General features: G+C 57.9%; 23 protein-coding genes. 20 read left to right on the plus strand and 3 right to left on the minus strand.

What is annotated here, in order from left to right; all coding sequences use genetic code 11:
• Positions 1–83: 83 nt before the first annotated feature.
• A complete protein-coding gene (locus EC915_RS00995) occupies positions 84–989 on the plus strand; it encodes an AraC family transcriptional regulator (protein WP_133748662.1) in 906 nt (301 codons plus the stop codon).
• Positions 990–1,209: 220 nt separating this feature from the next.
• Here the strand turns inward: EC915_RS00995 and EC915_RS01000 are convergent, their stop codons facing one another.
• Positions 1,210–2,874, minus strand: coding sequence for an electron transfer flavoprotein-ubiquinone oxidoreductase (locus EC915_RS01000; protein WP_133748663.1), 1,665 nt, complete (start codon positions 2,872–2,874; stop codon positions 1,210–1,212).
• A gap of 527 nt (positions 2,875–3,401) precedes the next feature.
• On the opposite strand from EC915_RS01000, the gene EC915_RS01005 reads away from it, so the two are divergent.
• The 9 genes from EC915_RS01005 (at position 3,402) to EC915_RS01045 (ending at position 10,709) form a co-directional block, all read left to right on the plus strand.
• The gene (locus tag EC915_RS01005) at positions 3,402–4,151 is read left to right on the plus strand and encodes an electron transfer flavoprotein subunit beta/FixA family protein (protein WP_133748664.1); all 750 of its coding nucleotides are present in this window, start codon (positions 3,402–3,404) and stop codon (positions 4,149–4,151) included.
• Positions 4,151–5,080 carry an electron transfer flavoprotein subunit alpha/FixB family protein gene (locus tag EC915_RS01010; RefSeq protein WP_133748665.1) on the plus strand — a complete coding sequence of 310 codons (930 nt, stop codon included), beginning with the start codon at positions 4,151–4,153 and terminating at the stop codon, positions 5,078–5,080. The genes EC915_RS01005 and EC915_RS01010 overlap by 1 nt, the downstream gene beginning before the upstream one ends.
• A gap of 130 nt (positions 5,081–5,210) precedes the next feature.
• Positions 5,211–6,038, plus strand: coding sequence for an ABC transporter substrate-binding protein (locus EC915_RS01015; RefSeq protein WP_133748666.1), 828 nt, complete (start codon positions 5,211–5,213; stop codon positions 6,036–6,038).
• 22 nt (positions 6,039–6,060) lie between these two features.
• On the plus strand, positions 6,061–6,414 hold the full coding sequence (locus EC915_RS01020) for a DUF4398 domain-containing protein (RefSeq protein WP_372237847.1): 354 nt from the start codon (positions 6,061–6,063) through the stop codon (positions 6,412–6,414).
• Entirely contained in the window at positions 6,411–7,226 is an 816-nt protein-coding gene (locus EC915_RS01025) for an OmpA family protein (protein ID WP_133748668.1), read from the plus strand. The genes EC915_RS01020 and EC915_RS01025 overlap by 4 nt, the downstream gene beginning before the upstream one ends.
• Positions 7,227–7,451: 225 nt before the next feature.
• On the plus strand, positions 7,452–8,891 hold the full coding sequence (locus tag EC915_RS01030; protein ID WP_133748669.1) for a PLP-dependent aminotransferase family protein: 1,440 nt from the start codon (positions 7,452–7,454) through the stop codon (positions 8,889–8,891).
• 148 nt (positions 8,892–9,039) lie between these two features.
• Entirely contained in the window at positions 9,040–9,672 is a 633-nt protein-coding gene (locus EC915_RS01035) for a translation initiation factor 2 (protein WP_305955373.1), read from the plus strand.
• 96 nt (positions 9,673–9,768) lie between these two features.
• Positions 9,769–10,029, plus strand: coding sequence for a YkgJ family cysteine cluster protein (locus EC915_RS01040; protein ID WP_133748671.1), 261 nt, complete (start codon positions 9,769–9,771; stop codon positions 10,027–10,029).
• 74 nt (positions 10,030–10,103) lie between these two features.
• Positions 10,104–10,709, plus strand: a complete 606-nt coding sequence (locus EC915_RS01045) for an START domain-containing protein (RefSeq protein ID WP_133748672.1) — start codon at positions 10,104–10,106, stop codon at positions 10,707–10,709.
• Positions 10,710–10,796: 87 nt separating this feature from the next.
• Here the strand turns inward: EC915_RS01045 and gltA are convergent, their stop codons facing one another.
• Positions 10,797–12,086: a citrate synthase gene (gene gltA / locus EC915_RS01050; RefSeq protein ID WP_133748673.1), complete on the minus strand. Its 1,290-nt coding sequence runs from the start codon at positions 12,084–12,086 to the stop codon at positions 10,797–10,799.
• A 362-nt stretch (positions 12,087–12,448) separates the two neighbouring features.
• Here gltA and sdhC point away from each other — a divergent pair, with 362 nt between their 5' ends.
• From sdhC to brnQ, 10 genes are all read left to right on the plus strand, one after another.
• On the plus strand, positions 12,449–12,823 hold the full coding sequence (sdhC, locus tag EC915_RS01055; protein WP_133748674.1) for a succinate dehydrogenase, cytochrome b556 subunit: 375 nt from the start codon (positions 12,449–12,451) through the stop codon (positions 12,821–12,823).
• A complete protein-coding gene (sdhD, locus tag EC915_RS01060; RefSeq protein ID WP_133748675.1) occupies positions 12,817–13,185 on the plus strand; it encodes a succinate dehydrogenase, hydrophobic membrane anchor protein in 369 nt (122 codons plus the stop codon). Before sdhC ends, sdhD begins: the two co-directional genes overlap by 7 nt.
• Positions 13,186–13,188: 3 nt before the next feature.
• Positions 13,189–14,961 (plus strand): succinate dehydrogenase flavoprotein subunit, encoded by a 1,773-nt coding sequence (gene sdhA / locus EC915_RS01065; RefSeq protein ID WP_133748676.1) that lies wholly within the window; start codon positions 13,189–13,191, stop codon positions 14,959–14,961.
• A gap of 11 nt (positions 14,962–14,972) precedes the next feature.
• Positions 14,973–15,677, plus strand: coding sequence for a succinate dehydrogenase iron-sulfur subunit (locus tag EC915_RS01070; protein ID WP_133748677.1), 705 nt, complete (start codon positions 14,973–14,975; stop codon positions 15,675–15,677).
• 296 nt (positions 15,678–15,973) lie between these two features.
• Positions 15,974–18,805, plus strand: coding sequence for a 2-oxoglutarate dehydrogenase E1 component (locus EC915_RS01075; protein WP_133748678.1), 2,832 nt, complete (start codon positions 15,974–15,976; stop codon positions 18,803–18,805).
• Positions 18,806–18,846: 41 nt separating this feature from the next.
• Positions 18,847–20,079, plus strand: a complete 1,233-nt coding sequence (gene odhB / locus EC915_RS01080) for a 2-oxoglutarate dehydrogenase complex dihydrolipoyllysine-residue succinyltransferase (protein WP_133748679.1) — start codon at positions 18,847–18,849, stop codon at positions 20,077–20,079.
• 173 nt (positions 20,080–20,252) lie between these two features.
• The gene (gene lpdA / locus EC915_RS01085; RefSeq protein WP_133748680.1) at positions 20,253–21,689 is read left to right on the plus strand and encodes a dihydrolipoyl dehydrogenase; all 1,437 of its coding nucleotides are present in this window, start codon (positions 20,253–20,255) and stop codon (positions 21,687–21,689) included.
• A 204-nt stretch (positions 21,690–21,893) separates the two neighbouring features.
• Positions 21,894–23,060 (plus strand): ADP-forming succinate--CoA ligase subunit beta, encoded by a 1,167-nt coding sequence (gene sucC, locus EC915_RS01090; protein WP_133748681.1) that lies wholly within the window; start codon positions 21,894–21,896, stop codon positions 23,058–23,060.
• Positions 23,060–23,947 (plus strand): succinate--CoA ligase subunit alpha, encoded by an 888-nt coding sequence (gene sucD, locus EC915_RS01095; RefSeq protein ID WP_133748682.1) that lies wholly within the window; start codon positions 23,060–23,062, stop codon positions 23,945–23,947. The genes sucC and sucD overlap by 1 nt, the downstream gene beginning before the upstream one ends.
• Before the next feature lie 450 nt (positions 23,948–24,397).
• Complete coding sequence (gene brnQ / locus EC915_RS01100; RefSeq protein WP_133748683.1) at positions 24,398–25,711, plus strand: branched-chain amino acid transport system II carrier protein; 1,314 nt, start codon at positions 24,398–24,400, stop codon at positions 25,709–25,711.
• 105 nt (positions 25,712–25,816) lie between these two features.
• Here brnQ and EC915_RS01105 read toward each other — a convergent pair whose 3' ends face one another.
• The gene (locus EC915_RS01105) at positions 25,817–26,071 is read right to left on the minus strand and encodes a hypothetical protein (protein ID WP_133748684.1); all 255 of its coding nucleotides are present in this window, start codon (positions 26,069–26,071) and stop codon (positions 25,817–25,819) included.
• Between the last annotated feature and the right edge of the window lie 31 nt (positions 26,072–26,102).

Consider the following 26,102-nt stretch of genomic DNA (forward strand, 5'->3'; position numbering starts at 1 on the left):
TCCTCCGAAAAATCTTCATCGGCTACTGCAGCGTGCCTTGGATCTGCGATGATTGCGGTGTCTAATCCTCTGTCCGGTTGCCCATGTCTCTGACCTTTCACTGCGACACCAATGCCACGCTGGTGTCCCTGATCAAGCCGCTCGCCTCGCGCCCGGGTTTCGTCGACACCCTTGTCCCCGGTGTGCAGGCGATGTCCTGGGCGCACTACGTGGCCAGCAGTCCACAGATCTACGAGCCGAGCCTGGTGATCCTCGCCCAGGGCAGCAAGCTCGCGCGTTTGGGATCCCGGACCCTGGAGTACGGCGCCGGCCATTATCTGGTGCAGGCGCTGTCGGTGCCCTTCATGTGCGAGACCTTCGCCACCCCAGAGGAGCCCATGTACGGCGTGGCGGTAATGATCGATCGCACGGTGCTCAGTGAGTTGGTGCAGGCCATGGGGCAGGCGCCGGATGTTACGGTGCGGGCGCAGACGCCGGAATCCATGAGTTCGGCGCTGCTGGATGCATCGATGCGCGAAAGTGTCGAGCGTCTGTTGCGTTGCCTGCACGATCCTCTGGACGCGCAGGTGATGGGGCCGGCGCGGGTGAGAGAGGTTCTTTATGCAGCGCTGCGCGGACCCCAGGCCGGTGTGCTGCGGGCGCTGGTCGAGCAGCAGGGGCATTTCGCGCGTATCGCCGCAGCCTTGCAGCATCTGCGCGATCACTACAGCGAAGCGCTTGGCGTAGAGGAGCTGGCCCGCTGCGCGAACATGAGTGCTTCGACCTTTCATGAGCATTTCAAGCGCAGCACCCTGCTTTCGCCCGTGCAATATCTCAAGCGCCTGCGGCTGATCAAGGCTCAGCAGATGCTGATCGGCGAAGGCATGGGCGTGGCGCAGGTGGCGCACAGCGTTGGGTATCAGAGTACGTCGCAGTTCAGCCGCGAATACAAACGTTACTTCGAACGCAGTCCGGGGGAAGAGGGCGAGCGGTTGAAGATTTCGGCCTAAAGATCCCGAGAGTGAAAACATTTCCCCTGTGGGAGCAACTTCATTCGCAAAGAGCGGGTACGTTCAATACAGGTGTGGCGAAACGACGATGGCATCGCGAATGAATTCGCTCCACCGTTACAGGGATGGGTCGTTATGCCGGCTCAGCCCTGGTCAGCAAAAAGGCGCCCTGATCGGCGCCGTTCTCTTGTAGCTTGGAGCTTAAACTCGCTGCTGCTTTTTACATGTTCGGGTAAGTCGGTCCGCCCGCACCTTCAGGGGCCACCCAGGTAATGTTCTGCGACGGGTCCTTGATGTCGCAGGTCTTGCAGTGCACGCAGTTCTGCGCATTGATCTGGAAGCGCTTGGCGCCATCCTCCTGTGTCACCACCTCGTACACACCCGCAGGGCAATAGCGCTGCGCAGGTTCGTCGTACTTCGGCAGGTTCACGCTGATCGGAATGCTCGGATCCTTCAGCTTCAGGTGGCAAGGCTGCTCTTCTTCGTGGTTGGTGCCGGAGATGAACACCGAACTCAATTTGTCGAAGCTCAGCTTGCCGTCCGGTTTCGGATAATCAATGCGCCTGGAGTCGGCCGCCAACTTCATGCATGCGTAGTCAGGCTTGTTGTCATGCAGCGTGAACGGGATCTTGCCGCCGAACAGGTTCTGGTCGATGAAGTTGAACGCGCCGCCCAGAATCGGACCGAATTTGTGGATCGCTGCGCCGAAATTGCGGCTGGCGAACAGTTCTTCATGCAGCCAGCTGCCCTTGAATGCCTCGACGTATGCGTCCAGCGCGTCGCCGCCTTCACTGCCCGCGATCAGCGCATCAGCCACCGACTCGGCAGCCAGCATGCCGGACTTCATCGCGGTGTGGCTGCCTTTTATCTTGGCGAAGTTCAGAGTGCCCAGATCGCAACCGATCAGCGCGCCGCCAGGGAAAACCATCTTCGGCAACGAGTTCAGGCCACCTTTGCAGATCGCCCGCGCTCCGTAGCTGATGCGCTTGCCACCTTCCAGGTACTGTTTGAGGATAGGGTGATGCTTGATTCGCTGGAACTCGTCGAACGGCGACAGGAACGGGTTGGCGTAGGACAGATCGACGATCAGACCCACCACTACCTGATTGTTCTCCAGGTGATACAGAAACGAGCCTCCGGTGTTCTCGGTGCCCATTACGTCCAGAGGCCAGCCGGCGGTATGCACCACCAGCCCCTGTTGATGTTTGGCCGGGTCGATTTCCCAGATTTCCTTGAGACCGATGCCGTAATGCTGGGCGTCGGCGTCGCTGTCCAGGTTGAAACGCTTGATCAGTTGTTTGCCGATGTGGCCGCGGCAGCCCTCGGCGAAGAGGGTATATTTGCCGCGTAGCTCCATGCCGGGGGTGTACAGGCCATCTTTTGGATTGCCTTCACGGTCGACACCCAGGTCACCGGTGAGAATCCCGCGAACCACGCCGTGTTCGTCGATCAGCGCCTCTTGAGCGGCGAACCCCGGATAGATCTCTACGCCCAGGTTCTCGGCCTGTTGCGCCAGCCAGCGGCACAGGTTACCGAGGGAAATAATATAGTTGCCTTCATTGTGCATGGTCTTGGGCACGAGGGCACCGGGCACCTTGGTGCTGGCTTCGGCGCTGGTCAGCACGTAAATATCGTCGCCTTTGACTGGCGTGTTCAGCGGTGCACCGAGTTCTTTCCAGTCGGGGAACAGTTCGTTGAGCGCACGAGGCTCGAACACGGCGCCGGAAAGAATGTGAGCGCCGACTTCGGAGCCTTTTTCCACCACGCAGACACTGATTTCCTGGCCAGCTTCGGCGGCCTTCTGTTTCAGACGGCACGCGGCTGAGAGCCCTGCGGGGCCGGCTCCGACGATGACGACGTCGAATTCCATAAATTCGCGTTCCACTGGCTATCTCCTGATCAAGGCTCAACGGTATTTTTTTATAAGTCGCTAAAAACCGACACACGCAAGTGGTGCGATCCGGTGTCATCTCAAAGGGGCGCATTATATCTACACCACCTTGCAGGTCCAATACAAACGTTTGTTTGAATCAGCTGAAACCCTGATAAAACATAGGGAGACGGCTGGTGACTGGCGTTTTTGTCGTATTGACCGCAATAGGCGTTCCGGTCAAGATACGGGCGGTTTTGCGCTCGCCGTAAGCTGACCGTTACCAGGAGAACCCCTCTGAAAACGACGCGAGTGCTGTGCTGCAACTGCTTCTTCATCCGCAGAGCCGGCAAGCGGGGAGCAGTTTACACGCGCGGCCTGCGAATGACTTGGCCTGGAACGCGAGCGCGGTTGTCTTTTGCTGAACTCACCGTTAGGCAACAACGAATACGCTGTTTTCAAAGGTGTTCTTTACACTGACGTGTACCCATCGCCGGGTTGAGCCTGGCGACTTCTTTTCACCGGAGAGTAACGAGGAATCCATGAAGGTTCTTGTAGCTATCAAACGAGTGGTCGACTACAACGTCAAGGTTCGCGTCAAGGCGGACAACTCCGGCGTCGATCTCGCTAACGTAAAAATGTCGATGAATCCCTTCTGCGAAATCGCCGTGGAAGAAGCCGTACGCTTGAAAGAGAAGGGTGTTGCGACCGAGATCGTCGTCGTTTCCATTGGCCCGACCACCGCCCAGGAGCAACTGCGTACCGCTCTGGCGCTCGGCGCCGATCGCGCCATCCTCGTTGAATCCGCTGAAGAGTTAACCTCGCTGGCCGTGGCCAAGTTGCTCAAGGCCGTTGTCGATAAAGAGCAGCCTCAGTTGGTCATCCTCGGCAAGCAGGCAATCGACAGCGACAATAACCAGACCGGCCAGATGCTGGCTGCGTTGAGCGGTTACGCCCAGGGCACGTTCGCCTCCAAGGTTGAAGTCTCTGGCGACAGCGTCAACGTAACCCGTGAAATCGATGCCGGCGCGCAAACCGTTTCGTTGAAACTGCCAGCAATCGTGACCACCGACCTGCGTCTTAACGAGCCACGTTATGCATCGCTGCCGAACATCATGAAAGCCAAGAAGAAGCCGCTTGAAGTGCTGACCCCTGACGCTTTGGGTGTTTCGACTTCTTCGACCAACAAGACCCTCAAGGTCGAAGCGCCCGCTGCTCGTAGCGCTGGCATCAAGGTCAAGTCGGTTGCAGAACTGGTCGAGAAACTGAAAAACGAAGCGAAGGTGATCTGATGACTATCCTGGTACTCGCTGAGCACGAAAACGGCGCAATCGCTCCCGCCACCCTGAACACCGTCGCCGCTGCCACCAAGATCGGTGGTGACATTCATGTGCTGGTCGCTGGCCAGAACGTGGGCGCCGTCGGCGAAGCCGCGGCGAAAATCGCGGGCGTGGCCAAAGTCCTGGTCGCTGACAATGCGGCCTACGCTCACCAGTTGCCTGAAAACGTCGCGCCGCTGCTGGCTGAGCTTGCCTGCGGTTACAGCCATGTGCTGGCCGCTGCCACCTCCAACGGCAAGAACATCCTGCCACGCGTGGCCGCGCAACTGGACGTCGATCAGATCTCCGAAATCATCTCGGTGGAGAGCGCTGATACCTTCAAGCGTCCTATCTATGCCGGTAACGCCATCGCTACCGTGCAGTCGTCGGCGGCTATCAAGGTCATCACCGTTCGCGCCACCGGTTTCGACGCCGGTGCCGCAGAGGGTGGCTCTGCTGCTATAGAAGTGGTAAGCGCTGCTCACGACGCGGGCAAGTCTTCCTTCGTCAACGAAGAGCTGGCCAAGTCTGATCGCCCTGAGCTGACGGCTGCCAAGATTGTCGTTTCAGGTGGTCGCGGGATGCAGAACGGCGATAACTTCAAGCACCTGTATGCACTGGCCGACAAGCTGGGCGCTGCTGTCGGCGCTTCCCGCGCAGCCGTCGACGCAGGTTTTGTACCCAACGACATGCAGGTCGGCCAGACCGGCAAGATCGTTGCGCCACAGCTGTACATCGCTGTCGGTATTTCCGGCGCGATTCAGCACCTGGCGGGCATGAAAGACTCCAAGGTGATCGTTGCGATCAACAAGGATGAAGAAGCGCCGATCTTCCAGGTGGCCGATTACGGTCTGGTCGCGGATCTGTTCGAAGCCATTCCCGAGTTGGAGAAGCTGGTCTAATCCAGCCACCTGACTTATAAAGACAACCCGTTCATTTCGGGGCTGCTTCAAAGCGTTGATGTCGAATGACTTGCGCTTTGCAAAGCCCCGAATGAACGGGTTTTTTATTGGATCGAATAAGGATGTTGCCATGTCATCGCCAAGGCTCAAGCTGGCATTGCTGGTTACAGGCTGTTTGCTTATGCAGTCGATGAGCGCATTTGCAGCAGGCAGCTGCGACCGGCTGGTGGTGACCGGTAGTCCGGACGCGCCGCCGTATCTGTGGCGCGATCCGCAGGATCCCAGGCACCTGATGGGCGCCAATGCTGACCTGCTCAAGGAAGCGGCGACACAAATCGGTGTCAAGGTCGAGCTGCTTTACGCAGGTAAGCGGGGTCAGGCCCTTGAGGAGGTGCGTACCGGGCGGATGGATCTGCTGGCCGATACGCCCTTGAACGGCACTGAACTGGAATCGCTGGATTTCATCCACCCGCCGATCACCCGGAACGAAATCATGGTCTGGACGCGTTCGGGCCAGACTCAGCCGTTCAATTCCCTTATGGATCTGCACGGGCATCCGGGCGCGATCTCCGAAAAGGTGCGGGTTACTCCGGTCTTCGACGCTGCACTCAAGGAGCAGCTCTCGCTCGACAGGTTGCCTAATCTCACTCAGGCTTTTCAGAAGCTGATGCTGGGGCAGGTCGAGTACGTCCTGGCGGGCCGCTACACAGGCGGTGCGCTGCTCCAGACCTTGGGCATGTCTAAGGACTTGTTAGCGCAACCCTTGCCCCTGGACAGACCGGGGCTGTATTTGGCGCTGTCGTTTAACTCGGCGTGTAACGATTCGTGGTTACGCGGACAGCTGGCGAAAAAAATGACAGAATTGGCGGCTTCGGGCCGTTCCAGTGATGCCGTTACGCGCAATCTGGAGTTGTGGAAGGCGCAGTTGCAGCAGCCGACCGGCGCCACAAATCAGTAGGAATGTTGTCTTGAGCGTTTTTTTGAAAGCACGATGTTTACTCGCGGCCATGGCAATCACTTCGCTGCTGGGCTGCGCAAATGACCCTGCACCGACCGCGCAATTGAAACTCACTGAGCAGGCCGTTGCCCAGGCAACTGCCGTTGGGGCTGTCGACGACCAGCCCGACATGGCCGCCGCTCAGTCGAAGTTGGCCCAGGCACAGGCAGACATGGCTGACGAAGCCTACAAGCATGCACGCATGCAAGCCGAACAGGCTGAGCTGGACGCGCGGCTGGCCGAAGCCCGCGTGCTGACCGAGAAGAGTGCAGAGCAACTCGCCCAGGTCAACCTGCGACTGGAGCGTCTGCGTAAACAACTGGGGGCTGCGCAATGAATCGCATCCCCAGCATCTTCAGCGCTGGCCTGCTGCTATGCAGCATCGGCCTGCACGGTTGTGCGGTTCATCAAAGCAGTGAAAAGGCTTTGCAGGACGCCAACGCCGATTTCCAGAAGGTAAAGGACAACACCAATGTCTTGCGCAGTGCACCAAGGGACGTGATTCGCGCCGGTGAGCTCCTGGCTCGGGCCGAGCGTATGTCCGGCTACGTCGGCAGTTCGGAGGACGTCAGTCATTACGCCTACCTAAGCAGTCGCTACAGCGCCATCGCGGCTGAGCACAGCCAATTACTTCTCAATCAGGAAAAGCTCGCGCGTCTGGAGCTGGAGCGCCAACGGCTGCAATTGGCCTTGCGCGAGGCCAAGCTCGCCAGTGCACAACAGCAAGGCAAGTGGGCCGAAGACCAGGTGATCAGCCTGTCGACCCAGCAGAGCGAACGGGGTCTGGTGATGACATTGGGTGACATGCTGTTCGATACAGGCCGGGCGGAGCTGAAAAGCTCGGCCAATCGTACGGTGCTGAAGGTCGTACAGTTCCTGCAGTTTAATCCCAAACGCGTGATCCGAATCGAAGGCTACACCGACAGCACCGGCGACAGTCAGGAAAATCTGAAATTGTCCCGTGATCGTGCCCAGGCTGTGGCGGACGTGCTGGCTGATCTGGGGATCGAGGATGAGCGGATTCAGGTCGAAGGCTATGGAGATCAGTTTCCTGTCGATGGCAATACGTCTGAACGTGGCCGCGCGCAAAATCGGCGGGTGGAGATAGTGTTTTCGGATGAGAAGGGCAGGCTAAGCCCCGCACGCTGAAAAATGTTTTCCTGATAGCCTGGTTTTCGAATACCGGGCTTTTTTGTGAAAAAAAAAGCCGGACACTGGCCTGTATAGCTTCTGAAGTTTTTTAGCAGAACGAGAACCACTGGCCGATGCAGTAACTGTCCCAGTACACTTGCAAACTGTTCTGGTGATCTCTTCAGCGCGATAATCGCGCACATTTCAGATTGCCTTCGCCTATGCGCAATGGAGGGGACGCCGATGACCAGTCTTCTGCTGTACCAACGTATCGCCCAGCAGTTGGCCGAAGACATTCGTCGCGGTGTTTATCAGCCTGGCGAACGCGTCCCTTCCGTACGAAAAATGAGTTCCCAGCTCAACGTAAGCCATGCAACGGTGCTTCAGGCTTACGCCAATCTTGAAGATCAGGGCCTGATTCGCGCACGTCCCCAGTCCGGTTATTACGTTCACCAGACGCCAGCGCTGACTGCGCCCACGCCTGACATAGCGCGGGTCGAACGGCCTGGGCTTGTCACGCGCGCCAGCATTATTCAACAAGTGCTGGTAGAGGCGCGGCGTGAGGGAGTTTTCGCGTTCGGTGCCGCGGTGCCTCACATCGATTATTTGCCGCTGCGGGCGTTGCACCAGCAGTTGGCCAAGGTTACGCGATTCCAGAGCCCTCGCGCTTTCAACTATATGTTCAGCCCTGGCTTTGAGCCATTGCGGCGCCAGGTAGCGATCCGCATGCGTGACGCTGGCGTCGTGGTGGATCCGTCGGAAGTGGTGATCACCCACGGATGCGTCGATGCGCTGCAGATGTCCCTGCGCGTGCTTACCCGTCCTGGCGACCTGATCGCTGCCGAATCGCCGACCTATTATGGGTTGCTGCAACTGGCGGACCTGCTGGGCTTGAAGGTCATTGAGATTCCCAGCGATCCGAATACCGGGATCAGCCTTGAGGCGTTGCAGCTGGCGGCGAACCAGTGGTCGATCAAGGCGCTGGTCATGACCTCGCGCTTGAGCAATCCGCTGGGCAGTACCATGCCTGAGGAGCGGCAGAAGCACTTGCTGCGGCTGGCGTCGGATTTCGACATTCAAGTCATCGAAGACGACATCTACGGCGAATTGATGTACGAGCAAAACAAGACCAAAGCGCTGAAGGCGTTCGACCGCCTGGGGCGGGTGATCTACTGTTCGAGCTTTTCCAAGACGCTCTCTCCGGGTGTACGGATCGGCTGGATGATCGCCGGTAAATACCAGGCGGAGATTCAGCGGTTGCAGACGTTCAGCACTCACTCGGCGTGCAGCGTGACGCAGATGGGGGTAGCGTCCTACCTCGAAAATGGCGGCTATGATCGGCACTTGCGCTATATCCGTCAGGAGCATCGCAAGAATCTCAGTGCCTTTCAGCTGGCCGTGCAGCAGATGTTTCCCGAAGGTACGCAAATCAGCCGGCCCGCTGGCGGGTTCATCCTCTGGATCAGTTTGCCTGGGCGGGTCAATACGCAAGAGTTGCACGTGCGCGCACTAGAGCAGGGGATCAGCATTGCGCCGGGGCTGATATTCAGCAATACCGAGCAATTCAATCATTGCATACGCCTTAACTGCGGGTTGCCATGGAATCGGGAGGCGGAAAGGGCCTTGATGACGCTTGGGATGCTCGCCAAGCAACTCTGCCAGGACACCGGTCAGGCATGGTGAACTCCGTGCGAGGGATGTTTTCTATCAGTTGAGGGGGTCGCTGCAGGCATTTACTTGTCAGCGGCCATGCAAAGAGCCAGCATATGGCTTCTGCCTATTATTCTGCCGTTCGATTATGAAATCACTTCGTAGGATCAGTTTGCTTCTGATGGTGTTGCTGAGCGCTTGCGATGCTGGCAAGGACCCGGCTCCGCCTTCAAAAGTAGCGGCGCAATTATCTGTCGAAACGTCGGTGACCAAGCCGGCTCAAACAGCTACGCCTGTTGAGCCGTCGTCTGAAAAGGCGTCCCAGGCTGCTGCGCAGGTGCATGCGTTAAAACCTAATATGTCGGTGGTGCCGGTGGTTGCTGCAAGCAGGTCAGATCCTCCTCATGCAGCAGCTAGCGAGCAAAAGACTGCAAGCGCCAACGCTAAATCAGCCAAGGTCAAAGCGGATAATGCCGAGATCGCGCACCGCGCACCGGTCGCGAGCAAGAGCAAAGCTGCATCCAAAGTCGTAAGGGACACTCACCTGCCCAAGGCTGCCTTGGACTTGAGCCTGCCGCCGGAAATGGTCAAGCAATTGGCCCCGCCACCAGGCGTCATCACTGCGGCCTCAAAACCCAGGAGCCCGGCAGCCGGGGCCAAACCCCTATTGCCAAAGATGTTCCCTGACGCTGAAAGCGATTCGGACTTCCAGCTTCAAGGGCGTTTGTTGAGCAACGAAATGCAGCTCCAATTGCGTAACGATTCGCGCAAGGACGTCGAGGGCGCCGCCCTTGATTTCAAGTTCAAGCAGTAATAACCGTTCCTTCCCGCCCAAAGCAGTCGTTTTCAAACGTGCGTTTAAGCGGGTAAGATCCGGTCACCTCCCACCATCTCCTGTGAGAATGTTTCCATGGAATGCCGTCCGGGCTGTGGCGCTTGCTGCATTGCACCTTCGATTTCCTCGCCGATTCCAGGCATGCCGCAGGGCAAGTCTGCAGGCGAGCGCTGCGTGCAGCTTTCCGTCGACTTGCTGTGCCTGATCTTCGGCGAGCCTGATCGACCGGCGGTATGCAGCAGCTTTTCGGCGGATCGCGAAGTCTGTGGTGAAAGTTCCGAGGAAGCCGTTCGCTTGATTGGCTGGTGGGAGCAGGCCACCTGCGTCGCTTGTTGAATGATAGGGCGGCCTGAATCTGCACTGCACGGCATCTGTTCTGCCTCTGAACTTCAGACAATAAGGAATAAGATATGGGTTCGCTGTACCGAATTGCATTTGGAATGGGCATGGCTGTACTTGTTGCTGGCGCTGTCCAGGCCGATGACTGGAAAGTCGCCAAAGACGAAGACGGTATCAAGGTCTCGCTTAGTGAAGTCGCAGGCTCTCAGTACAAAGCCTATCAAGGCGTGACAACGGTCAAGGCCAGCATCGCCACGTTGCGGAAATTGCAGGAGGACGTTGCGGGCGCATGTACATGGATTCACGAGTGCAAATCGCAGAAGATCCTTAAGCATGAGGGCGACAAGACCTGGACTTACACCCAGTTCAACACGCCATGGCCCGTCACGCCGCGCGATTCGGTCCTGCAGATCACTACGGTTGAAGGGGCAGACGGTAGTCTGACTCGCACACTTCTCGGCCAGCCCCGCTACATACCGGAAGAGAAAGGCTTTGTGCGAGTCGCGCAGGTCGAAGGCTTCTGGAAGCTTATCCCGAAAGGCCCGAACCTTACTGAGATCACCTATCAGGTGCATACCGAACCGGGCGGCAGCGTGCCGTCTTGGGTCGCCAACAAGTTCGTCGTGGACGCACCCTTCAATACCTTGAAAACGCTTAGGGAAAGAGCGGAAAAGTGATCGGGTGACCGATACAGTTCTTAGGAGAATGAAAAAAGGCTGCCACTGGCAGCCTTTTGTTTTCGGTGTCGCTCGCGGTGCAGTTACTTACTTACGCTGTGCAAGCGGAACGATGTCCCGAGACACTTCGCCGGTGTACAGCTGGCGTGGGCGACCGATCTTGTACGGGCTGGAGAGCATTTCTTTCCAGTGCGAGATCCAGCCGACGGTACGCGCCAGTGCGAAAATCACGGTGAACATGCTGGTCGGAATGCCGATCGCCTTGAGAATGATGCCCGAGTAGAAGTCGACGTTCGGGTACAGCGAGCGCTCGATGAAGTACGGATCGGTCAGCGCGATCTCTTCCAGGCGCATTGCCAGCTCCAATTGCGGATCATTGGTGATACCCAGCTCGCGCAACACTTCGTCACAGGTCTGTTTCATCACGGTGGCGCGTGGGTCACGGTTCTTGTAGACCCGGTGACCGAAGCCCATCAGCTTGAACGGATCGTTCTTGTCCTTGGCCTTGGCGATGAACGTGTCGATGTTCGAAACATCGCCTATTTCATCGAGCATGGTCAGTACGGCTTCGTTGGCGCCGCCGTGGGCAGGGCCCCAAAGCGCAGCGATACCGGCGGCGATACAGGCGAACGGGTTGGCGCCCGAAGAGCCGGCCATACGCACGGTGGAAGTCGACGCGTTCTGTTCGTGGTCGGCGTGCAGGATGAAGATCCGGTCCATCGCCTTGGCCAGCGTCGGACTGATCGGTTTTATCTCGCATGGCGTGTTGAACATCATGTGCAGGAAGTTTTCCGCATAACTGAGGTCGTTGCGCGGATACATCATGGGCTGGCCCATGGAGTATTTGTAAACCATCGCGGCGAGGGTCGGCATCTTGGCGACCAGACGGATCGCGGAGATTTCCCGGTGCTGCGGGTTATTGATGTCCAGCGAGTCGTGGTAGAACGCCGACAGGGCACCGACAACGCCGCACATGACGGCCATCGGGTGGGCGTCGCGACGGAAACCGTTGAAGAACGTCTTGAGCTGTTCGTGCACCATGGTGTGATTCTTCACGGTGACGACGAATTGGGCTTTCTGCTCGGCGGTCGGCAGTTCGCCGTTGAGCAGCAGGTAGCAGGTTTCCAGGTAGTCCGATTGCTCGGCCAGCTGTTCGATCGGGTAGCCGCGGTGCAGCAGAATGCCATTGTCACCGTCGATGTAGGTGATCTTGGATTCGCATGAGGCGGTCGACATGAAGCCTGGGTCGAATGTGAAGCGTCCGGTGGCGGTCAGGCCGCGTACATCGATTACATCGGGACCAACTGTGCCGGTCAGTATGGGCAGCTCGACGGGGGCTGCGCCCTCGATGATCAACTGCGCTTTTTTGTCAGCCATGTGGCCTCCTAATTATGCTTCAAATCATCAGACAGGCCCCCCACGCAGGGCCCGCATCACTATAGTGAGATAAATTCTAAAGTCAATTTGCCAAAAGTGTTGTGGAAGAGGGGTTTAACCAGCGGTTTCCTCGAAATTCCCTGCCGTTTACGCCTTTTATTCCGCTTGCACAATCCGCCATTAGGGAAGGGTGGGTGCGTTGTCATTAGTTGGCTAACTGTCTATACTCGGCGTCCGACCGCCAAGGGCTTTCAGGCCTGCTTTTCTGGGGGTCGTCACTTCGTGGGTAGTGGGTACCTGACCAGTGCACTTCCCAACAACTTTGCCCTGATTGTTAGGGCTCTTCAGTGTGAAAAAAAGCCGTGAAAAGCCAACGACCTGTAAACCTAGACCTAAGGACCATCAAACTCCCTGTCACTGCTTACACGTCCATTCTTCATCGCATCTCCGGTGTCATCCTCTTTGTCGGCATTGCCATCATGCTCTACGCATTGGACAAGTCGCTAAGTTCCGAGGAAGGCTTCGCCGCGGTGAAAGCGTGTATGACCAGTCCTCTGGCCAAGCTTGTGATCTGGGGTCTCCTGTCCGCCCTGCTTTATCACCTGGTGGCGGGCATCCGTCATCTGATCATGGATGCGGGTATCGGCGAGACGCTGGAAGGCGGCAAGCTAGGCTCGAAAATCGTTATCGTCATCTCGGTGGTGATAATTGTTCTGGCAGGAGTATGGATATGGTAACCAACGTCACAAACCTGTCTCGTTCGGGCCTCTACGACTGGATGGCGCAACGCGTCTCTGCTGTCGTGCTCGCGGCTTATTTCATTTTCCTGATCGGATACCTGATCGCGCACCCTGGCATTGATTTCGCCGCGTGGCACGCTCTCTTCTCCCATACCGGAATGCGCATCTTCAGCCTGCTGGCACTTGTTGCCCTGAGCGCTCACGCCTGGGTTGGCATGTGGACCATCGCGACCGACTACCTGACGCCGATGGCGCTGGGCAAGTCTGCACTGGCTGTGCGTTTCCTTTTCCAGGCGGTTTGCGGCATTGCGATGTTCGCGTACTTCGTCTGGGGTGTGCAGATTCTTTGGGGTATCTGATTCATGGCTAACATTAATACACTCTCATTCGATGCCATTATCATCGGTGGCGGCGGTGCAGGCATGCGTGCTGCATTGCAGCTGGCCGAGGGCGGCCACAAGACCGCTGTCGTCACCAAGGTCTTCCCGACCCGTTCGCACACTGTGTCCGCACAGGGCGGCATTACCTGCGCCATTGCTTCGGCCGACCCGAACGATGATTGGCGCTGGCACATGTACGACACCGTCAAGGGTTCCGACTACATCGGTGACCAGGACGCTATCGAGTACATGTGTCAGGAAGGCCCGGCTGCGGTCTTCGAACTGGACCACATGGGGCTGCCGTTCTCGCGTACCGAGACCGGCCGTATCTACCAGCGTCCGTTCGGTGGCCAGTCCAAGGACTTCGGCAAGGGCGGTCAGGCTGCACGTACGTGTGCCGCGTCCGACCGTACCGGTCACGCTCTGCTGCATACGCTTTATCAGGGTAACCTGAAAGCAGGCACCACCTTCCTGAATGAGTATTACGCTGTTGACCTGGTGAAGAACCAGGATGGCGCGTTCGTGGGCGTGATTGCCATCTGCATCGAAACCGGCGAAACCATGTACATTCGCGCCAAGGCGACTGTGCTGGCCACAGGCGGCGCTGGCCGCATCTATGCCTCCACCACCAATGCGTTGATCAATACCGGGGACGGTATCGGCATGGCGCTGCGTGCAGGCGTACCGGTTCAGGACATCGAAATGTGGCAGTTCCACCCAACCGGCATTGCCGGCGCAGGTGTACTGGTCACTGAAGGTTGCCGCGGCGAAGGCGGTTACCTGATCAACAAGCATGGCGAGCGTTTCATGGAGCGTTATGCTCCGAATGCCAAGGACCTCGCGGGTCGTGATGTCGTGGCGCGTTCCATGGTCAAGGAAATCATCGCGGGTAACGGTTGCGGTCCTAACGGCGACCACGTGATGCTGAAACTCGATCACCTGGGCGAAGAGGTGCTGCACAGCCGTCTGCCAGGTATCTGTGAGCTGTCCAAGACGTTCGCTCACGTCGATCCAGTCATTGCGCCAGTGCCTGTGGTTCCGACCTGTCACTATATGATGGGTGGTGTAGCCACCAATATTCATGGCCAGGCCATGACCCAAAACGCTGAAGGCAAGGATCAGATCATTCCTGGCCTGTTCGCGGTAGGCGAAGTGGCGTGCGTATCGGTTCACGGTGCCAACCGCCTGGGTGGCAACTCGTTGCTCGACCTGGTGGTGTTCGGTCGCGCGGCCGGTCTGCATCTGGAAAAAGCGCTCACTGACGGTATCGAGTACGCCGAAGCCAGCAACACGGATATCGACGTCGCCATGAGTCGCCTGAACAGCCTCAATGAGCGCACCGATGGCGAAGACGTCGCCACCTTGCGTCGTGAGCTGCAAAACTGCATGCAAAACTATTTCGGCGTGTTCCGCACCGGCGAATACATGCAGAAAGGCATCGAGCAATTGGCTGACCTGCGTGGTCGTATCGCCAACGTCAAGATCAACGACAAGTCTCAGGGCTTCAATACCGCGCGTATTGAAGCGCTGGAGCTGCAGAACCTGCTGGAAGTTGCCGAGGCCACTGCAGTCGCTGCTGAAGTGCGTAAAGAGTCCCGCGGCGCTCACGCCCGTGAGGACTTCGAAGATCGCGACGATGAAAACTGGCTGTGCCACACCCTGTATTTCCCGGGTGAAAAGCGCGTAGCCAAGCGTGCCGTGAACTTCTCACCAAAGACTGTTCCGACTTTTGAACCAAAGATTCGGACTTATTAAGGGTGGCTGCCATGTTGAAAGTTGAAGTTTATCGCTACAACCCTGATATCGACACAGCGCCCAAGACCCAGGTGTTCGACGTCGACACCGGTGGCAAGGACCTGATGGTTCTGGACGTGCTGGCGCTGATCAAGGAGCAGGACGAAGGCTTCTCGTATCGCCGCTCTTGCCGTGAAGGCGTTTGCGGTTCCGACGGCATGAACATCAACGGCAAGAACGGCCTGGCGTGTATCACGCCGCTGTCTGCTGTCGTGAAGAACAACAAGCTGGTGGTGCGTCCGCTGCCTGGCTTGCCGGTCATTCGTGACCTGGTCGTCGATATGAGCATCTTCTACAAGCAGTACGAGAAGGTGAAGCCTTTCCTGCAGAACGATACGCCGGCTCCGGCCATCGAGCGTCTGCAGTCGCCTGAAGAGCGCGAGAAGCTGGATGGTCTGTATGAGTGCATCCTGTGCGCTTGCTGCTCGACTTCCTGCCCTTCGTTCTGGTGGAACCCTGACAAGTTCCTCGGTCCGGCTGCGCTGCTGCAAGCCTACCGCTTCCTGGCCGACAGCCGTGACACCAAGACCCAGGAACGCCTGGCATCGCTCGATGACCCGTTCAGTGTGTTCCGTTGCCGCGGAATCATGAACTGCGTGAGTGTCTGCCCCAAAGGCCTGAATCCCACCAAGGCTATCGGTCACGTTCGCAGCATGCTTCTCACCAGCGGTGTCTGATATTCGTTGCACCCGTAGCATTGATGCATAGCGGTATTTGAAACTGTTGTACCCGCAAACGCTGCGGCGCAGGCTTCAACCGGCGCCGTAGTTTTAACCTGAGCAGCGGTCATGTGGCTGCGGCTCTTATTTTGAAGAAATGAGACCAGCAGGGGCATCCGGGCTGGTACCCGGACTATCTGCGTGATCCTCGGCGACTGGGTGCAGTCAGCGACTTGATACAGTCGCTGCATGGACTTTCAAATGTTGCTTGAGTGTCGACGCCGGTGGTGTCCCCTAACCGAGGGTGACCAAGCATGCAAGAAAGCGTGATGCAGCGCATGTGGAACAGCGCCCACCTTTCCGGTGGTAACGCTGCCTATGTGGAAGAGCTCTACGAGCTCTACCTGCACGACCCTAACGCTGTGCCAGAAGAGTGGCGCACCTACTTTCAGACGTTGCCGGCTGACGGCAGCACTGCCACCGATGTATCGCACTCTACGGTTCGCGATCATTTCGTGTTGCTGGGAAAAAACCAGCGCCGCGCTCAGCCGGTCTCCGCCGGTAGCGTGAGCAGCGAACACGAGAAGAAGCAAGTCGAGGTGCTGCGACTGATCCAGGCGTTCCGTATGCGCGGCCATCAGGGTGCGCAACTCGACCCTCTGGGTTTGTGGAAGCGTACTGCGCCAGCTGACCTGTCGATCAACCATTACGGCCTGACCGACGCTGACCTCGATACCACTTTCCGTGCCGGCGACCTGTTCATCGGCAAGGAGGAGGCGAGCCTACGCGAAATCGTTGACGCGTTGCAGAAGACATATTGCCGCACCATCGGCGCCGAGTTCACGCACATCGTCGATTCCAATCAGCGCAACTGGTTCATGCAGCGCCTTGAAAGCGTGCGCGGCCGTCCAGCTTATCCCGCCGACATTCAGAGCCATCTGCTTGAGCGCGTCACTGCGGCCGAGGGTCTGGAAAAGTACCTGGGGACCAAATACCCGGGCACCAAGCGTTTTGGTCTGGAAGGCGGCGAAAGCCTGATCCCGATGCTGGACGAGCTGATCCAGCGTTCCGGTTCCTACGGCACCAAGGAAGTCGTCATCGGCATGGCCCACCGCGGTCGTCTGAACGTGCTGGTCAACACTTTTGGCAAGAACCCTCGCGAGTTGTTCGACGAGTTCGAGGGCAAGAAGAAGGTCGAACTGGGCTCCGGTGACGTCAAATACCACCAGGGCTTCTCATCCAACGTGATGACCACAGGTGGCGAAGTTCACCTGGCGATGGCGTTCAACCCGTCCCACCTGGAGATTGTGTCTCCTGTGGTGGAAGGTTCCGTGCGCGCCCGTCAGGACCGCCGCAACGATGCCACTGGCGAAAAAGTGCTGCCGATCTCCATCCACGGTGATGCTGCATTCGCAGGTCAGGGTGTGGTGCTCGAAACCTTCCAGATGTCGCAGACCCGCGGCTTCAAGACTGGCGGCACGATCCATATCGTGATCAACAACCAGGTGGGTTTCACCATCAGCAATCCGCTGGATGCGCGCTCGACCGAGTACGCGACCGACGTTGCCAAGATGATCCAGGCGCCGATTCTCCATGTGAATGGTGATGACCCGGAAGCCGTCATGTTCGTGACCCAGCTGGCTATCGACTACCGCATGCAGTTCAAGCGAGACGTGGTGATCGATCTGGTCTGCTACCGTCGTCGTGGCCATAACGAGGCTGACGAACCGAGCGGTACTCAACCGTTGATGTATCAGCAGATCTCCAAGCAGCGCACGACCCGTGAGCTGTATGCCGATTCTCTGGCTGCTTCCGGTATCCTCGATGCCGCCGCCGCTCAGGCGAAGGTCGACGAGTACCGCAACGCGCTGGACAACGGCATGCACGTGGTAAAAAGCCTGGTCAAAGAGCCGAACAAGGAACTGTTCGTCGACTGGCGCCCGTATCTGGGCCATGCCTGGACTGCCCGTCATGATACCCGATTCGACCTCAAGACCCTGCAGGAACTGTCAGCCAAGTTGATGGAGCTGCCGGAAGGCTTCGTGGTTCAGCGTCAGGTCCAGAAGATCTACGAGGACCGCCAGAAGATGCAAGTCGGTGGCCTGCCGATCAACTGGGGTTACGCCGAAACCATGGCCTACGCCACTTTGGCGTTCGAGGGTCACCAGGTGCGTATCACCGGGCAGGACGTGGGTCGCGGTACGTTCTCGCATCGCCATGCCGTGCTGCACAACCAGAAAGACGCCGCCACCTACGTGCCGTTGCAGAATCTGTATGCCGGTCAGCCTCGCTTTGACCTGTATGATTCGTTCCTGTCGGAAGAAGCGGTGCTGGCATTCGAATACGGCTACTCGACCACTCAGCCAAATGCGCTGGTGATCTGGGAAGCCCAGTTCGGTGACTTCGCCAACGGTGCGCAGGTCGTGATCGACCAGTTCATCACCAGCGGCGAGCACAAGTGGGGCCGTCTGTGCGGTCTGACCATGCTGCTGCCACATGGCTACGAAGGTCAGGGCCCCGAACACTCGTCAGCACGTCTCGAGCGTTACCTGCAGCTGTGCGCTGAGCACAACATTCAGGTGTGTGTACCGACCACCCCGGCTCAGATCTACCACCTGCTGCGCCGTCAGGTGATTCGTCCGTTGCGCAAGCCGCTGATCGTGCTCACGCCGAAGTCGTTGTTACGCCACAAACTGGCGATCTCAACCTTGGAAGATCTGGCCGAAGGCTCGTTTCAAACTGTCATTCCGGAAATCGAAACCCTCGATCCGGCCAAGGTGACGCGTCTGGTGCTCTGCAGTGGCAAGGTCTACTACGACCTGCTGGAAAAACGCCGTGCCGAAGGCCGCGAAGATATCGCTATCGTGCGTATTGAGCAGCTTTACCCGTTCCCGGAAGATGACCTGATGGACGCCATTGCGTCGTACACCAATCTGACCAACGTGGCCTGGTGTCAGGAAGAGCCGATGAACCAGGGCGCCTGGTACAGCAGCCAGCATCACTTGCGCCGTAGCATCGGCAATCACAACCGCAATCTCGTTCTCGAGTACGCCGGCCGTGATGCTTCTGCGGCTCCTGCATGTGGTTACGCTTCGATGCACGCCGAACAGCAGGAAAAACTGCTGAAAGACGCGTTCACTGTTTAACGCCTTCGCGCATTAGAAACCGAATTAAGGAATTACAGACAATGGCTATTGAGATCAAAGCCCCCTCTTTCCCGGAATCCGTTGCCGACGGCACCATTTCCAAATGGCACAAACAGCCGGGCGAGGCGGTGAAGCGTGACGAGCTGCTGGTTGATATCGAGACCGACAAGGTGGTCCTCGAAGTATTGGCCGAAGCAGATGGCGTGCTGGCATCCATCGTCAAGGGCGAGGGCGACACCGTCCTGTCCAACGAACTGATCGCGACCCTGGACGCCGGCGCTACCGCGTCGGCCGCCCCTGCGGCTGCGCCAGCGCCTTCTACTGCTCCGGCTGCCGCAGCTGCTGCCGCTCCCGCTGCAGGCGACGAGGACGCCATCGGTGCTCCGGCTGCTCGCAAGCTGGCAGAAGAAAACGGCATTGCCCTGTCCAGCATCAAGGGCACTGGTAAAGACGGTCGCGTGACCAAGGAAGACGTAGTTGCTGCCATCGAGGCGAAGAAATCCGCTCCGGCCGCACCTGCTGCCAAGCCTGCTGCTCCGGCCCCTGCCGCGCCTGTATTCGCTGCTGGCGACCGCACCGAGAAGCGCGTTCCAATGACCCGTCTGCGTGCCAAGGTTGCCGAGCGTCTGGTCGAAGCTCAGTCGACGATGGCCATGCTCACCACTTTCAACGAAGTCGACATGACTGAAGTCATGGCGCTGCGTTCGAAGTACAAGGACCTGTTCGAGAAGAGCCATAACGGCGTGCGTCTGGGCTTCATGTCGTTCTTCGTCAGGGCGGCCACCGAAGCGCTGAAACGTTTCCCTGCGGTCAACGCTTCGATCGACGGTTCCGATATCGTTTACCACGGTTATGCCGACGTCGGCGTTGCAGTGTCCAGCGACCGTGGTCTGGTGGTGCCTGTTCTGCGTAACGCCGAGCAGATGAGCCTGGCTGAAATCGAAGGCGGCATTGCCACCTTCGGCAAAAAGGCCCGAGACGGCAAACTGTCCATCGACGAGATGACCGGTGGCACCTTCACCATCACCAATGGTGGTACGTTCGGTTCGATGATGTCGACCCCGATCGTCAACCCGCCACAAGCGGCCATCCTGGGCATGCACAACATTGTTCAGCGCCCGATGGCAATCAACGGGCAGGTTGTCATCCGTCCCATGATGTACCTGGCTCTGTCCTATGATCACCGCTTGATCGACGGCAAAGAAGCTGTGACATTCCTGGTCACTATCAAGAACCTGCTGGAAGATCCCGCTCGTCTGTTGCTGGATATCTGATGAGGCAGCTGCAGGCTGCAAGCCCCAAGCTTCAAGATAGAAGCAGGTCGGCGTGCAGCTTGCGGTCCGTAATTCGCATCCAATGAATAAGTCGCAAGCCGAATCAGCAGGTCATCGCAGATAAGCTTGTAGCTTGCAGCTCGAAGCTCGCAGCTATAGAGGAACTCTTTTTTATGTCTCAGAAATTCGATTTGGTAGTGATTGGTGCAGGACCTGGCGGTTATGTTGCCGCCATCAAGGCCGCGCAACTTGGTCTTACGACTGCCTGCATCGAGAAATATCAGGATAAAGAGGGCAAGCTCGCTCTCGGCGGCACCTGCCTGAACGTCGGTTGCATACCGTCCAAGGCGCTGCTGGACAGCTCCTGGAAGTTCTACGAAGCCAAGAACCAGTTCAACGTTCATGGCATTTCGGTATCCGACGTGAAAATGGACGTGGCGGCCATGGTTGGCCGCAAGTCGCAGATCGTCAAAGGCCTGACCGGTGGCGTTGCCAGCCTGTTCAAAGCCAACGGCGTTACTTCTCTACAAGGCCACGGCAAACTGCTGGCCGGCAAGAAAGTCGAACTGACCAAGCCGGACGGCACCACCGAAGTCATCGAAGCCGACAACATCATTCTGGCTTCCGGCTCGCGTCCGATCGATATTCCTCCGGCTCCGGTCGACCAGAACGTCATCGTTGACTCCACCGGCGCTCTGGAATTCCAGACTGTGCCTGAACGCCTTGGCGTAATCGGTGCCGGCGTCATCGGCCTGGAACTGGGTTCGGTATGGTCGCGTCTGGGCTCCAAGGTCACTGTTCTGGAGGCACTGGAGAAGTTCCTGCCCGCCGCTGACGAAGCCGTTTCCAGGGAAGCGCAGAAGACCTTCACCAAGCAGGGTCTGGACATCAAGCTGGGCGCACGTGTGACCGGCTCGAAAGTCAACGGCAACGAAGTGGTCGTCAACTACACCGACAAAGACGGTGAGCAGAACATCACATTCGACCGTCTGATCGTTGCTGTAGGCCGCCGCCCTGTGACGACTGATCTGCTGGCTTCCGACAGCGGTGTCGATATCGACGAGCGCGGCTTCATTTTCGTCAACGATCAGTGCGAAACCAGCGTTCCTGGTGTCTATGCCATTGGTGACGTGGTTAGGGGCCTGATGCTGGCGCACAAAGCCTCGGAAGAGGGCATCATGGTTGTCGAGCGCATCAAGGGTCACAAGACCCAGATGAACTACGACCTGATCCCTTCGGTTATCTACACCCACCCGGAAATCGCATGGGTCGGCAAGACCGAGCAGACCCTGAAGGCCGAAGGCGTCGAAGTCAACGTCGGCAGCTTCCCCTTCGCGGCAAGCGGTCGTGCCATGGCAGCCAACGACACTGGCGGTTTCGTCAAGGTTATTGCTGATGCCAAGACCGACCGCGTACTGGGCGTACACGTCATTGGTCCTGGCGCGGCAGAACTGGTTCAGCAGGGCGCGATCGGTATGGAGTTCGGCACCAGTGCCGAAGACATCGGCATGATGGTCTTCTCCCACCCGACGCTGTCTGAAGCACTGCACGAAGCTGCTCTGGCTGTGAATGGCGGCGCCATCCACATCCAGAACAAGAAGAAACGCTAAGAAAAACCACGACGGAGCGCCCGTCGCGGGTCTTGTTCGCAAGACCTGCCGCGGAAGGTCCGTTGGACTCGAACTCCCGGCGGATTTCGAACCGGCACCTGAGGTGCAGGCAAGGGATCTGCCGGGAGAAGCGGTCACAGGTGGTGCGGCCCGCTTAGACGAGCAGCACCGAATGCGCAGTACCTAACGAAGACGGTAATAAGCATGAATCTTCACGAGTATCAGGGTAAGCAGCTGTTCGCTGAGTACGGCCTGCCAGTATCCAAAGGCTACGCAGTAGACACCCCCGAAGCAGCAGCGGAAGCCTGCGACAAGATCGGCGGAACCGAGTGGGTCGTCAAAGCCCAGGTTCACGCAGGGGGTCGTGGTAAAGCGGGCGGCGTCAAGCTGGTTCGCAGCAAGGAAGACGCAGCTGCGTTCGCCCAACAGTGGTTGGGCAAGCGTCTGGTCACTTACCAGACTGATGCCAATGGTCAGCCAGTCACCAAGATCCTGGTTGAATCCTGCACTGACATCGCCAAAGAGCTGTACCTGGGCGCTGTAGTCGATCGTTCGAGCCGTCGTATCGTATTCATGGCGTCCACCGAAGGTGGCGTCGACATCGAGAAAATCGCTCACGACACGCCTGAGAAGATTCTCAAGGCCACTATCGACCCACTGGTTGGCGCACAGCCATTCCAGGGTCGCGATCTGGCATTCCAGCTGGGTCTGGAAGGCAAGCAAGTTGCTCAGTTCGCCAAGATCTTCGTGGGCCTGGCCAAGCTGTTCCAGGACCACGACCTGGCGCTGCTGGAAGTGAACCCGCTGGTGATCAAGGCTGACGGCGATCTGCACTGCCTGGATGCCAAGATCAATATCGACGCCAACGCCATGTACCGTCAGCCAAAGCTGAAGGCTTTCCACGACCCATCGCAAGATGACCCACGTGAAGCCCACGCTGCCAAGTTCGAACTGAACTACGTGGCACTGGAAGGCAACATCGGTTGCATGGTCAACGGTGCTGGCCTGGCCATGGGTACCATGGATATCGTCAACCTGCACGGTGGCAAGCCAGCCAACTTCCTCGACGTAGGTGGTGGTGCTACCAAAGAGCGCGTGACCGAAGCCTTCAAGATCATCCTGTCCGACACCAACGTCGCTGCAGTGCTGGTCAACATCTTCGGCGGCATCGTTCGTTGCGACATGATTGCCGAAGGCATCATCGGCGCGGTGAAAGAAGTCGGCGTGAAAATCCCGGTCGTTGTCCGCCTTGAAGGCAACAACGCTGACCTGGGCGCTAAAGTACTGGCAGAAAGCGGTTTGAACATCATCGCTGCTACCAGCTTGACCGACGCTGCTCAACAAGTCGTCAAAGCTGCGGAGGGCAAATAATGAGCGTCCTGATCAATAAAGACACCAAAGTTATCTGCCAGGGCTTCACCGGCTCGCAAGGTACTTTCCACTCCGAGCAAGCCATTGCCTACGGCACCAAAATGGTTGGCGGCGTGACCCCAGGCAAAGGTGGCACCACTCACCTGAACCTGCCGGTGTTCAACACTGTTGCTGAAGCTGTTGCAAAAACTGGCGCTACCGCTTCGGTCATCTACGTTCCGGCTCCTTTCTGCAAGGATTCGATCCTGGAAGCTGCTTTCGGCGGCATCAAGCTGATCATCTGCATCACCGAGGGTATTCCTACCCTCGACATGCTGGATGCCAAGGTCAAGTGCGACGAACTGGGTGTTACCCTGATCGGGCCTAACTGCCCAGGCGTCATCACGCCAGGCGAGTGCAAGATCGGCATCATGCCAGGTCACATTCACTTGCCAGGCAAAGTCGGTATCGTGTCGCGTTCGGGCACCCTGACTTATGAAGCTGTGAAACAGACCACTGACGCCGGTTTCGGGCAGTCCACCTGCGTCGGTATTGGCGGTGACCCGATCCCGGGCTCCAACTTCATCGACATCCTGAAGCTGTTCCAGGAAGACCCGAAGACCGAAGCGATCGTCATGATCGGTGAGATCGGCGGTTCGGCTGAAGAAGAAGCGGCTGCCTACATCAAGGCACACGTGACCAAGCCCGTCGTTTCCTACATCGCCGGTGTGACTGCTCCTCCAGGCAAGCGCATGGGCCATGCAGGTGCAATTATTTCCGGCGGCAAAGGTACTGCAGACGAGAAATTCGCTGCGCTGCAGGACGCAGGCGTTAAAACCGTGCGTTCTCTGGCAGACATCGGCAAGGCCCTGGCTGAGCTGACGGGTTGGGAAGTGAAGAAGGCTTGATCGCCGTCTGATCATTGCTTGAGTGACAAAAGCCACCTTAGGGTGGCTTTTGTGTTTTTACGGTTCTGTGATCCTGAAAAATAATCGAAAGTTTGTGGTTCGGCCCGAACGCATCGGGGCGGTCGGACATGAAGACGGCAGCGAGCGCAGTGTGTCGGCCAACGCATTCTTATGTGATCCGCCGCTATTGTCGTTTTGGCGAACCAGTACCCCTTCAGGCTCGGGCTATGTTTGTAGGACCTTTCCGAAATGCGACAGTAACGTGCGTTACCGGTCGAGCCGCCCTGTATTAGTGCGGGAAATAGGGTAGGCTAGCCGCCATTTTGCGTGGTCGGCCCTCACAAGGAGCCTTCGCACCTAACGGGCCTGTTTTAAAAGAACGGGTAGCATTTCCCTCGACCCTTCGGGAAATCCTCTTCTTAATTCCGATTCAGCAGTGTGGTTTCCTTGATGAAAGTGTTGAAAGGCCAAGACATTCTGGCGCTGGGTTTCATGACGTTCGCGTTATTCGTAGGCGCAGGCAATATCATTTTCCCCCCCATCGTTGGCTTGCAGGCCGGTCCGCATGTGTGGATGGCGGCGCTTGGCTTTCTGGTGACGGCGGTAGGCTTGCCTGTGGTGACTGTTATCGCGCTGGCCAAGGTCGGTGGCGCCATGGATGCCCTGAGCAGTCCGATCGGCAAGGTTGCCGGAACCGTGCTTGCTGCGGTGTGTTATCTGTCCGTCGGCCCGCTGTTCGCGACACCGCGCACCGCTACCGTCTCGTTCGAAGTCGGCCTTGCGCCGCTCACCGGTGAAAGCCCGCTGGCATTGTTTCTCTACAGCCTTGTGTATTTTCTGCTGGTGTTCTGGATTTCGCTGTATCCGGGCCGCTTGCTGGACACGGTCGGGCGCTTTCTGGCACCTCTGAAAATCGTTGCGTTGGCCATATTGGGTATTGCCGCCTTCGTGCTGCCCGTTGGTGAGGTCGGTACTGCAGAGCCCGCTTACGCGGCTGCGCCGTTCTCCCAAGGGTTCATCAACGGCTACCTGACAATGGATACCTTAGGTGCGCTGGTCTTTGGCATCGTGATCGTAAACGCCATTCGCTCCCGGGGAATCGATTCGCCGCGTTTGATCACGCGATACGCCATCATTGCCGGTCTGATCGCTGGGGTGGGCCTGGCGCTGGTCTACATCAGCCTGTTCCGGTTGGGTTCTGGCAGCAGCTCGGTGGCGGCCGGGGCTGGCAACGGCGCCATCGTGCTCCATGCTTATGTCCAGCACACGTTCGGAACCATGGGCAGCGCCTTCCTTGCCGTTTTGATCTCGCTGGCTTGCCTGGTAACAGCGGTGGGGTTGACCTGCGCCTGTGCCGAGTATTTCAGCCGTCTGTTGCCGCTGTCCTACAAGGTGCTGGTGGTCCTGCTGGCTGGTTTCTCATTGCTGGTGTCCAACCTGGGGCTCACCAATCTGATCCACTTTTCGATCCCGGTGCTTACTGCGATCTACCCACCTTGCATTGCGCTGGTGGCGCTGAGTTTCTGCAAGGGCTTCTGGCATGTTCAGGGTCGTATCGTTGCGCCGGTGATGTTGATGTCATTGTTGGTCGGCATCATTGACGCGACGAAAGCTGCTGGATACTCTGAAAACCTGCCTCGAATCCTGACCGATCTGCCCTTGAGCGAGCAGGGGCTTGCCTGGCTAATCCCTTCATTACTTACCCTCTTTGCCGCCTTTTTGGTGGATCAAGTGCTGCATCAACGCAGCAAAGCTATCGCCTGAGGGACAATGGTGGCGTTGGCGGGGTGAATTTCTCGTCGTCGCTTACTTGCGCAGAAAAAAACAAAGCCCGCTTTAAGCGGGCTTTGTTTTCGGAAACTTTGGAACTTACTGCTTAGTTGTTGCAGGCGCTTGGTCGTTTGCCTCTTTGGCGCGCTCTTGAGCGGCTTCGGCATTCTTCTGGGCAGCTTCCTGACTTTCCTTGGCGGCGTCGTTCACTTTGTCTTGAGCCTTTTGCATCGACTCTTGTGACTGCTGAGCAGCCTTGTTGGCATCTTGCTGTTTATCCTCGGATTTTTTGTCGCAGGCAGCGAGGCCCAAAGTGGCAGAAAGCATGAGGGCAATGGCTAAAGTCTTACGCATGGGGTGTTTCTCCTTATTGAATATCTACGAG

Origin of the sequence: Pseudomonas sp. LP_7_YM (assembly GCF_004364435.1) — a bacterium.
In the GTDB taxonomy this organism is placed as follows: Bacteria; Pseudomonadota; Gammaproteobacteria; order Pseudomonadales; family Pseudomonadaceae; genus Aquipseudomonas.

Bases quoted from the DNA above. Each gene is read 5' to 3' on its own strand.
- sdhA (WP_133748676.1), top strand. From the start codon at position 13,189: ATGGCTAACATTAATACACTCTCATTCGATGCCATTATCATCGGTGGC.
- EC915_RS01075 (WP_133748678.1), top strand. From the start codon at position 15,974: ATGCAAGAAAGCGTGATGCAGCGCATGTGGAACAGCGCCCACCTTTCC.
- EC915_RS01045 (WP_133748672.1), top strand. From the start codon at position 10,104: ATGGGTTCGCTGTACCGAATTGCATTTGGAATGGGCATGGCTGTACTT.
- EC915_RS01015 (WP_133748666.1), top strand. From the start codon at position 5,211: ATGTCATCGCCAAGGCTCAAGCTGGCATTGCTGGTTACAGGCTGTTTG.
- EC915_RS01105 (WP_133748684.1), bottom strand. From the start codon at position 26,071: ATGCGTAAGACTTTAGCCATTGCCCTCATGCTTTCTGCCACTTTGGGC.
- gltA (WP_133748673.1), bottom strand. From the start codon at position 12,086: ATGGCTGACAAAAAAGCGCAGTTGATCATCGAGGGCGCAGCCCCCGTC.
- sucD (WP_133748682.1), top strand. From the start codon at position 23,060: ATGAGCGTCCTGATCAATAAAGACACCAAAGTTATCTGCCAGGGCTTC.
- EC915_RS00995 (WP_133748662.1), top strand. From the start codon at position 84: ATGTCTCTGACCTTTCACTGCGACACCAATGCCACGCTGGTGTCCCTG.
- EC915_RS01070 (WP_133748677.1), top strand. From the start codon at position 14,973: ATGTTGAAAGTTGAAGTTTATCGCTACAACCCTGATATCGACACAGCG.
- brnQ (WP_133748683.1), top strand. From the start codon at position 24,398: ATGAAAGTGTTGAAAGGCCAAGACATTCTGGCGCTGGGTTTCATGACG.
- EC915_RS01040 (WP_133748671.1), top strand. From the start codon at position 9,769: ATGGAATGCCGTCCGGGCTGTGGCGCTTGCTGCATTGCACCTTCGATT.
- EC915_RS01035 (WP_305955373.1), top strand. From the start codon at position 9,040: ATGGTGTTGCTGAGCGCTTGCGATGCTGGCAAGGACCCGGCTCCGCCT.
- lpdA (WP_133748680.1), top strand. From the start codon at position 20,253: ATGTCTCAGAAATTCGATTTGGTAGTGATTGGTGCAGGACCTGGCGGT.
- odhB (WP_133748679.1), top strand. From the start codon at position 18,847: ATGGCTATTGAGATCAAAGCCCCCTCTTTCCCGGAATCCGTTGCCGAC.
- sdhD (WP_133748675.1), top strand. From the start codon at position 12,817: ATGGTAACCAACGTCACAAACCTGTCTCGTTCGGGCCTCTACGACTGG.
- EC915_RS01010 (WP_133748665.1), top strand. From the start codon at position 4,151: ATGACTATCCTGGTACTCGCTGAGCACGAAAACGGCGCAATCGCTCCC.
- EC915_RS01025 (WP_133748668.1), top strand. From the start codon at position 6,411: ATGAATCGCATCCCCAGCATCTTCAGCGCTGGCCTGCTGCTATGCAGC.
- sucC (WP_133748681.1), top strand. From the start codon at position 21,894: ATGAATCTTCACGAGTATCAGGGTAAGCAGCTGTTCGCTGAGTACGGC.
- EC915_RS01005 (WP_133748664.1), top strand. From the start codon at position 3,402: ATGAAGGTTCTTGTAGCTATCAAACGAGTGGTCGACTACAACGTCAAG.
- EC915_RS01030 (WP_133748669.1), top strand. From the start codon at position 7,452: ATGACCAGTCTTCTGCTGTACCAACGTATCGCCCAGCAGTTGGCCGAA.